The sequence below is a fragment of the Pseudidiomarina sp. genome (genome assembly GCF_048268165.1).
Taxonomy (GTDB): domain Bacteria; phylum Pseudomonadota; class Gammaproteobacteria; order Enterobacterales; family Alteromonadaceae; genus Pseudidiomarina.
In genome coordinates, this window is sequence record NZ_JBLWWA010000025.1 from 1 (window position 1) to 8,252 (window position 8,252).

General features: G+C 46.2%; 7 protein-coding genes. All 7 read right to left on the reverse strand.

What is annotated here, in order from left to right:
- Positions 1 to 118 precede the first annotated feature (118 nt).
- Positions 119 to 493 (reverse strand): nuclear transport factor 2 family protein, encoded by a 375-nt coding sequence (locus ACN0UY_RS12545; RefSeq protein ID WP_417667530.1) that lies wholly within the window; start codon positions 491 to 493, stop codon positions 119 to 121.
- A gap of 81 nt (positions 494 to 574) precedes the next feature.
- On the reverse strand, positions 575 to 1,813 hold the full coding sequence (locus ACN0UY_RS12550; RefSeq protein WP_417667532.1) for a hypothetical protein: 1,239 nt from the start codon (positions 1,811 to 1,813) through the stop codon (positions 575 to 577).
- Positions 1,814 to 1,891: 78 nt separating this feature from the next.
- Positions 1,892 to 2,437, reverse strand: a complete 546-nt coding sequence (locus ACN0UY_RS12555) for a DUF6624 domain-containing protein (protein WP_091827376.1) — start codon at positions 2,435 to 2,437, stop codon at positions 1,892 to 1,894.
- Positions 2,438 to 3,908: 1,471 nt separating this feature from the next.
- Entirely contained in the window at positions 3,909 to 4,388 is a 480-nt protein-coding gene (locus ACN0UY_RS12560) for a hypothetical protein (RefSeq protein WP_417667534.1), read from the reverse strand.
- 32 nt (positions 4,389 to 4,420) lie between these two features.
- Positions 4,421 to 5,110 (reverse strand): alpha/beta hydrolase, encoded by a 690-nt coding sequence (locus ACN0UY_RS12565; RefSeq protein WP_417667536.1) that lies wholly within the window; start codon positions 5,108 to 5,110, stop codon positions 4,421 to 4,423.
- 748 nt (positions 5,111 to 5,858) lie between these two features.
- Positions 5,859 to 6,446, reverse strand: coding sequence for a class GN sortase (locus ACN0UY_RS12570; protein ID WP_206840716.1), 588 nt, complete (start codon positions 6,444 to 6,446; stop codon positions 5,859 to 5,861).
- The coding region (locus ACN0UY_RS12575) for a marine proteobacterial sortase target protein (RefSeq protein ID WP_417667539.1) at positions 6,443 to 8,252 on the reverse strand (1,810 nt) is incomplete at its 5' end. The genes ACN0UY_RS12570 and ACN0UY_RS12575, both read right to left, overlap by 4 nt.

Consider the following 8,252-nt stretch of genomic DNA (forward strand, 5'->3'; position numbering starts at 1 on the left):
GACACAGAGTTTTGAACACCCTCCATAAACAGCTACCTTTGTACATAATCTTTCCTGAAACAGCTCAAGCTGAGCACAGCGGCGACCATCGGCCGTGTACTTCTGAGACTTGTTAATTTTAGTTTCGGGCTGCGCTATAGCTCAGACTGATGACTCGCCATGCAGCACCATCCCACTTCCAGGTCTCGGAAAATGCGATTATTGGCCCTTGAGATTGTCCAGAAGTGGTGTACCCCTGACCAGTGACAGTGGTGGTGCTACCAGAATCCTGAATGGTTAACTCAGTATCGTTTTTTTGCCCGCCTTGGGGAAACCAGCTTCCATTACGCTTGGCTGAGGAGATTGCGTCGATCTGAGATTTCTTGGATTGGATACCACGCGCGGTAGTGACTGTAAAATTGTCTGCCTGGACTCGAGCAAGGTGCTTAACGTCACCTGCGAAAAAAGCGGAGTACCATTTTTCTCGTACTTGTTTCAGATCTTCATTATGCATGGACTGCCCCCTACCTTCTTTAGCAATTAACACCACTCCGATGGAGTCTGCTGGTGATTGATGATGTATTTTCCAGGCATATTATTCAAACTGAAATACCAACGGTAAAATAAAAGAGACGATGAGCGACCATACTGCATATATGGGCATATATCTCGCGATAATAGACTCAAGATTTGAGAGCCCTTTTCCGTCTTTTATGTGACCAATATACCCAGATAACAATAAAACCAAATGTATAAAAATAAGGATGTTTGCGCCAGACACTACTATCCGGTTTAAAGTGACACCGTACTCTGCCCAACGAAACAAAATTGCAGATAGTGCGACTAAGTTTACTATCAATGTTGACCCAATCAAACAAATATTTATATAGTCTGAAGCCTCTACTGCAGATGCTCTTCTTTTTCCAGATATTGAAAAAATAGTTAATGCCAATATTACAATCAAAAGCCCATTGAAAGTAATAAGAAAATCCCTGTCAGTATAAGGACTCTTACCCTGATAAACTGTCGCGATCAAGTAGGCCAAAATGGTAATAAGGAAAAGTGGTGAAAATACGTTAGATAATATTGGAGCAAATTTACTTTGACGATTTTGAACCGAATCGAATAAATACGTTGCGACTACTGGTGAAGAAACAAGTCCAATTACAACAACGTACTCCATATACCACCTATCAATAGGCAGATCTATAAGGCTAAAAAGGCCTAGAGTAAGCGCTGTTAGAATAATGCCACCCAGCAGTATAAGTACAGAATATATACCCATTTCGCCAAGATACCGGATAAAATTTATCCTTGAATCAACATTAAGCCATTGATCAGACATGAAGCTAACTGCTAAAAGGCTCAATGTAAATAATGGCAGATGAATCAGTGCCATTGTTATAGAGGCTGATCGAGAGTTATCGGGGAGAACCAATAGGTATGAAATGCAAGCAGCTAATGCCAAAACTATAAACCATGCAAATTTTTTCTTGCAAGTTGAGATTATAAAATAAGAAATTATTGCCGAAATGGTTATTATTGGAGCAAACCTAGAGTAGTACCAATCATCATGAACGTCGAATATCGATGGTATTTTTACAAAAAAACCTGCAATAGAGCATATTATAACTAGGTGGAAGGTGGATATTTTGGGTGCTGCAATTTTGGGCAAGTAGCTTAATCGAGCATGCCAAACATTCAAGGTTTCAGAGTTTTCTTCAACCAATAAAGCCTTTTTTAGGTCAGCCTCAAATAGCTCAGGTGAGTTTCTATAGGCTTCTTCTAAGGATTGGGGCTTATCTATATTGTCTAAAATAAAGTTATCTGACATATTTATTTCCTAACGCAGAGCGCACCGGTCTTCTTGGCGCAGCGAAGCGGAGACCAGGACGTTCGAGAGTGCGTTTGGTTAACGGGTGTGCTGGGTATTGGCACGACGCTTCCGCTCCTGCTCGGTCATTTGCTCCAAGCGCTCCTCCAGGGAATTAAGCCCAAGGCGAGCACGGCGCTCATTAACCGTAGCAGAATCCTCAATGGGAAACGGTGTTGGCCACCCATCTTCATCAATATCAAACTGGGTGCCGTAATATTGGGGCTCGCCGGATAGCGTCCGTACTCGGTCCTGAAGGAACGCCAATTGCCAGCCTGCCACATCTTCTCTCACAATGGCATTTTCCAGCAGGGAAACACATTCCGCCATGAACTCGATATCTGAAACGGAATGCTGAGCGACAAGCCAAGCAGCCTTGGCAGCATCCTCACCAACCAACGAAATGCTGGGCCAACCATGAGCACCGATAATCTCCTTGAGGCGAGAAGCGTTGTGCTCATGTAGAGCTTTCATCCGGGGATGATAAGACTCAGATGGCAGCTCTCCGGAATCGAAAAGTTGCTGCAATAATCGCTGGTCTTCCGTCATCATCGTGACCAGTTCATCTGCAAGATTCTGATTCATGGGCTCCTTCCCTGTGAGCGAGGCGAACGATTTTGAACGCCTGGTTATGTGTTTTCATTGTCACTACCGCTCTCTTCTTTTAAGGCTATCAATGTTACCCATGAACTAATAGCCCCTACAATTATGCTTCCCGGGAGAACAATGAGCAGTCATAGAGGACCTAAACCAAAATCATCGGTTAGATTGGATCCGCATAGAGACGAAGGTCCCAGCTCACTTGTGTGCGAATGAAATTCTTTGTTAGCTTTAGCCTGAATATATATAAACGTAAGACACAAGTCCTAAAAGCCACGGCCCACACCAAATCGCCAGGAATCCAAGAAACGTAATAATGCCTTCCACACCTCGTGTTACAATTAGATATGCTGGGAAAGAAATAGGCCATAGAATGTAAATAAGAAACCCAAAGTCAAATGGTCGGTGAATATTTCGGGCTTTTGAATCTTGAGCAGACCACATTGTGGATAGTATAAAGAACATAAATGCCCAAAGTGTCTGGATTAAATCAGAGACCACTTCACCCTTTGCATTCATGATAATTTCGTCAGCCCCCATTCCTAGGGACATGAGAAGTAGCACAATGACATACATCTCTCTCTAATCCTTCTGAAAAGCTAACATTTAAAAACAGCCGGCGCGTTGTTCCATTGGCCTCAGAATAAATAGCAACTAACTTCTCTTGCAAATTATAAACTACTACCTGATTTAATTTTTACATTGATTTTTTACTAGTAGGTCCCTGTAATATAGTGTTTATTTTATGGACTGTTGAAGACATTAAATTTCTAACCTCTTTTAACATGCGAATATCCTTTTATTCATAACACTTTTGTAACGGGAACCACATGAATGCGGGGCGTAGCTGGTTCCTGTTTACCAACTTCTCATACATAAGTCAACGTATAATTATAAAGCTTAGGTAACACCATTAAACCCAATGGCAATATTATAACTACGGATAATATTTTGGATAACTGCAACAGAGTTAAGCTCTGCACCAATAGAGAGAAATCATATAAATCAATCGGTAAACTGGTTGAATACTGCAATGTTCCTACTATACCAGATAGAACCAGTACTCCAATTAATATCCATAACAATGAATAGAAAAAAGTTGCATATTTAAGAAGTACAACCTTTGACGGGTATATCAACTTATGTGACCATGAAATAATCAACAGAAGAGATATAGCTACTTTTACATAAGCAAACTGTAGACCTATTTGGTGCAGAAAGTAATAATGGATAGATGAGACGTGACTCATCAACGCATAGACATTCGGCTTCTGATAGTATTTCATAACCAGGCTAACATCTGATGATAAAATCAAGCCAATCAGTACAATATTGATCAAAGTAACAACTCTATTCAAACTATTTTCCCCTGCTATGCATAACGCCGCGTTAAAGGGCCGAAAAAGCGTAGCTTTTGAGGTCCCAAGGAGCCCAGCGACTGATTTTGAACGCCTTGTTATATGTTTTGCTCAATCTCTCGTAATTTCTCTTGTGCATAGCCAGTTGACTCATCGTATTTTTCGGACATGTACTCAAATAGGCAATTTAATGCAGACAACTGCTGCCGAGATAGCCAGGAAAAATTATATGCTGAATCAGGGCTATTTAAATCCAAGTGTTCAAAGTATGACGGCAAAAACCAATGAAGATTTTCAGACAGATCTCGTTCTTTTATTATAATTCTTAGCATTGACGGAAGCAGCCAAATGACGGCTTTCTGGCTTATAGTAGAAAATTCATCGTACAAAACCATTACGCCTTCATAAGGAAGTTCTGGCTCTCGAAATTTAGATATACCAGAACTTATGATTTTCCGCATTCTATCGGACTCGTCATATACATAAAGGTCATCTTCCGATGGCCTTTCCACGAACGGAAATGCATTTTCAATTCTCTCCAATACTTCTTCTTTTGTTAAATAGCCTTCGTATTCCATGGCACACACTTTCTTGAAATATAACGCCGCATTCAGCGGCTTGTCCGCTGCAATGGTTTGTTAACTGCCTTGGACTCAATCCATTGCCTAACAGGGACAACCCATTCTTCTAAAGGTTTGAAAAATGCGCCATGTTCCCTCCCAGTTGAAATGCTTATCTCCTTGAATGAGACTAAGCGCCTACTTTTCTTGGCGATTTCCTTGCAAGACAAAGCCTCATCAGTAGTTTCATATACGGATAGGAAATTTCCTCCAAAGGCCACCGTCGGGTTGCTTTGGACTGACCCAGACCAACATGTTGCTAACAGTACCGTGTTTATATTCAACTCATCCAGTTCGCTTGATGCATAAGCTGTTAGCTCTCCTCCTCTTGAAAAGCCCACAAGAGTGATATTCGAAGGCTCGACTCCTGCTGAGACTAAGGCTTTCACCCAAGAGGCTAATTTTCTAGCGTACGGAATGATTTCGGTGTTTTTAGGTCGATGCTCAGCGATGACATTAAATTCATCACCGATAACTAAAGCGTCTTTTATTAAATCAAACTCATAAGCTCCAAATTTTGGGTGCAAAGGTCTGGTGTCGCTGCCCTCGACGATAAGGCCGTGTGAGTAGATGATATATTTTTCATCAGGATTTATCTTCGAAGGAAAGCTACTAAAAACCCCTCCAGCCATAGAGTGCTCGGTTAATAACAATAAAAAAACAGCAAGATACTTGTTCAAATTTACTCCATTATTCGATGATAGCAGTTAACATTATTAATACTACGCATACGCATATTTGCTCTCAGTCGCAGACTGGAGAGCTGTTGTAAGCATATGAAGAGAAAGGATAAGTCGAGATACCACAGTCATTCTCTTCCGGTGAAAACGAGCTTGCGCATTTTGCAGCTTTGCCGTGCGCAGTATCCTGCAACGGCCAGTCCATAGTCCTCTGATAGTGAATGATTTTTCAGCCTGTTACCAGTCGCAAATGAGCACCGGTACGCGACAAAGTGAGCGCGGAGAGCATGTTGCCATCAATACACTGTATAAAATCACAAAAAGCCAGGTTGACTTTTCCACAGGTGCTCGGCGCTCGAAACGATTGGATGACTCTTGTGAAGTTCCTCTCTGTGCGCTGGACCGCCCCATAGCCGGGATTACAAGAGGTGGCCCGAAGCAAACGTTAGCTGGGTCGTTAACCTAACCTGGTATACAAGCCGTTCAGTATTATCATTAACGCTGAACACAGCGGTGACCTTGGAAGAGGTAGGAAGTAACCATGGAAAGGACGTCCGGCAACCATCGGCCGCGTACTGCTGCGACTTGTTAACATTCAGTCCCGAGGCGTCCAATTTCCCTCATCATCAAAATTTGGTGATTGGCGCATACCAAAAGCATTCCACATCAAATCGATCTTAGGCCTCCTAGTCAGCTTCACACAGAAGGTACTGAGCACTGATCAATATGATGAACATTATGCTTTTACTCAGTATGCAGGGGGCTTCTCAGGCTCAACAGCAGAGGCCATCACAACCAGCCGCTGAGTTCCTCCTGCGGTGAGCGCATCAAAAGGATAACAGGTCACCAGTATCAGTCCATCTGGAAAGGCAGTGGGCGTCAGCCGGGTAACGGCCGAATCCACCACCTGAATCTGATCAACCTGGTATGTCACATTTCCGTTATGGTCGCTGAGCATCAGCGTCTGGCCTGGTTGTATATTCCGCAGGAAGCTGAAGTGGGTATCTCTGTGTCCGCTGATAATCCGTGCGGCATGGGTCATCGCATGTGCCTGCATATTTTCACCGGGGCCAAAAGCCAGCGAGCTGCCACTGTCTCCGGCCAGTACAATCTGATCAATGTCCATATCAGGCACGCTCAGACGCGCAACCGGCCAGTGGTCGGCCCAGGGCCAGGGTTTTACTGCTGTACCGCTGTCCAGACTTTCGGCCCAGGCATCGGCCAGCAGCCATTGCGCCAGCCGGGCTTTTACAGGAATCCACAGGGCTGTTGAGGTGAGGATCAGACCAGCAGCCACAAGGGCTGCCAGTATGAGGTTACGGATGCTGAAGATCATGCACACCACCTTGAACCGGACTTTCTGCGCCGCTCCACAATCATGACGGAAAGTGCTGCCAGCAGGGCGGCAAGTCCTCCGGCGAGGGGCAGCTGATATCCGGTAGCGCCTTGGGCCATCCCCAGATCAAGGCCGTGGGGTTTGGCTGCAGGCACCACCAGCGTTTCGCTCCCTTCCTGTTCAGGACGGACAGGTGTTTTATCAACGGCAACCAGGCTGGTGTATGGCGTAACCAGGTGATATTTAAGACCCAGCGCAATGATTTCAGAACGGATCTGTTCTTTGCTGACACCTCTGAGATACCCACGGCGCCAGTCCTGCACCGCACGCTGGGCCCAGTCTGTCATGATACCCCGGGTATTATCCGCCGGTGCCAGTGTCAGTGTTTCCTGCCATGCGGCATCACCAGTACGGCCACTGATACGGACTTCGCCTGTGCCGTTTGCCAGTTTCATCGACACAGCCAGCGGCTCACCGGAGTAAAGGTCAGGAATTACCGATGGCATCAGGTCTTTAATCCCATCGCCTTCGATCCTGATATCGGTCATGGCCGGTTTTTCCAGCTTGCTGAAGAGCATTTGCATGCTGCTTTCAGATTCAGACGGAGACGCAATATACGTAAAGGTGCCCCGTCCGGCCACTGCGGCTTCTTCCATAAAGTAACTGTTGGGTGCGCTGCCAATACCCACGGTGAACAGGCGGGTGTTATCGAGACGGCTGCGGATCAGATCAAACAGTTGCTGTTCGTTGGACACACTGCCATCGGTGATAAACACGATCTGGCGCAATCTGGGGGTGTCATCATTGCTGCGTATGCCTGACAGTGCAGCAGTCAGTGCAGGTGCCATTTCGGTACCACCGCCTGCCTGCAGTGAGTTGATATAGCTGGCGGCCTGCTGGCGGCGCCGGATATCGGCTATAACCGGCTGGTTAAAGAGCGTATCGGTTGAAGAGTTAAACTGAATCACGTTAAACGTGTCATCAGATGCCAGCCCGTCTATACCGGCCTGCAGCGCTCTGCGCGCGGCTTCAATTGAGGTACCGGCCATGGAACCTGACGTATCAATCACAAAGACCACTTCCCGGCTGTAGCGTGCTGTGTGCAGATCCTGAGGCGGCATAAGCATCAGCAGACCATAGTGTTCATCCCCATGCTGCTCTGAGAAAAACGCCGCCGAAGGTTCGGCGCTTTCCACCGGTGTCCAGTTCAAAACAAAATCACGGTAGTCATCCGGCTCATCCGCCAGCAGGCTGATGATGTAGCGGCCATCTTCTGTCTGTTTCTGACTGATCTGATGTGAAGGGCTGTCCAGAGAGCTGAGTCTGAATCCAGGTTGCAGATTAAGGCTGATCTCAACCGGTCCCGGAGTAGGGCTGACGGCGTTGTCGTCATCGCCGCTTGTGGCCATCACGGTTTTACGTTCACCCGGCAGTATCTGCCAGCCGCTGCTCAGGGTTGCCTGTCCCTCAACCACACGGCGCACTTCTGCGGGCTGTACCGGGTTATAACGTGGGGTGATTGCCAGCGGGAAACCGGCGCTGAACCGGCCATCTTTCCAGACCAGTGTCTGCTGGTACTCAATACTGATGGTGACCTCGCCACCCGGCGGAATATTGGCAACGGATGTGTGAAACAGGTTAGGGCGGTCCTGCTCGGTGAGCGCGGCGTTCTGTCCCTGAGATTTTGCCTGCTCGTAGGTTGCCCGGGCCTGCTCTTTTTCCTGAATATCACCCTCGATAATGCGGTCTCCTATCTGCATTTTCAGGTGATCAACGGCTGCCTCATCGGGCAGAGGGAACAGATAC

Excerpts from the sequence above, each read along its gene's own strand:
- ACN0UY_RS12545 (WP_417667530.1), bottom strand. The coding sequence starts at position 493 with ATGCATAATGAAGATCTGAAACAAGTACGAGAAAAATGGTACTCCGCT.
- ACN0UY_RS12550 (WP_417667532.1), bottom strand. The coding sequence starts at position 1,813 with ATGTCAGATAACTTTATTTTAGACAATATAGATAAGCCCCAATCCTTA.
- ACN0UY_RS12570 (WP_206840716.1), bottom strand. The coding sequence starts at position 6,446 with ATGATCTTCAGCATCCGTAACCTCATACTGGCAGCCCTTGTGGCTGCT.
- ACN0UY_RS12560 (WP_417667534.1), bottom strand. The coding sequence starts at position 4,388 with ATGGAATACGAAGGCTATTTAACAAAAGAAGAAGTATTGGAGAGAATT.
- ACN0UY_RS12555 (WP_091827376.1), bottom strand. The coding sequence starts at position 2,437 with ATGAATCAGAATCTTGCAGATGAACTGGTCACGATGATGACGGAAGAC.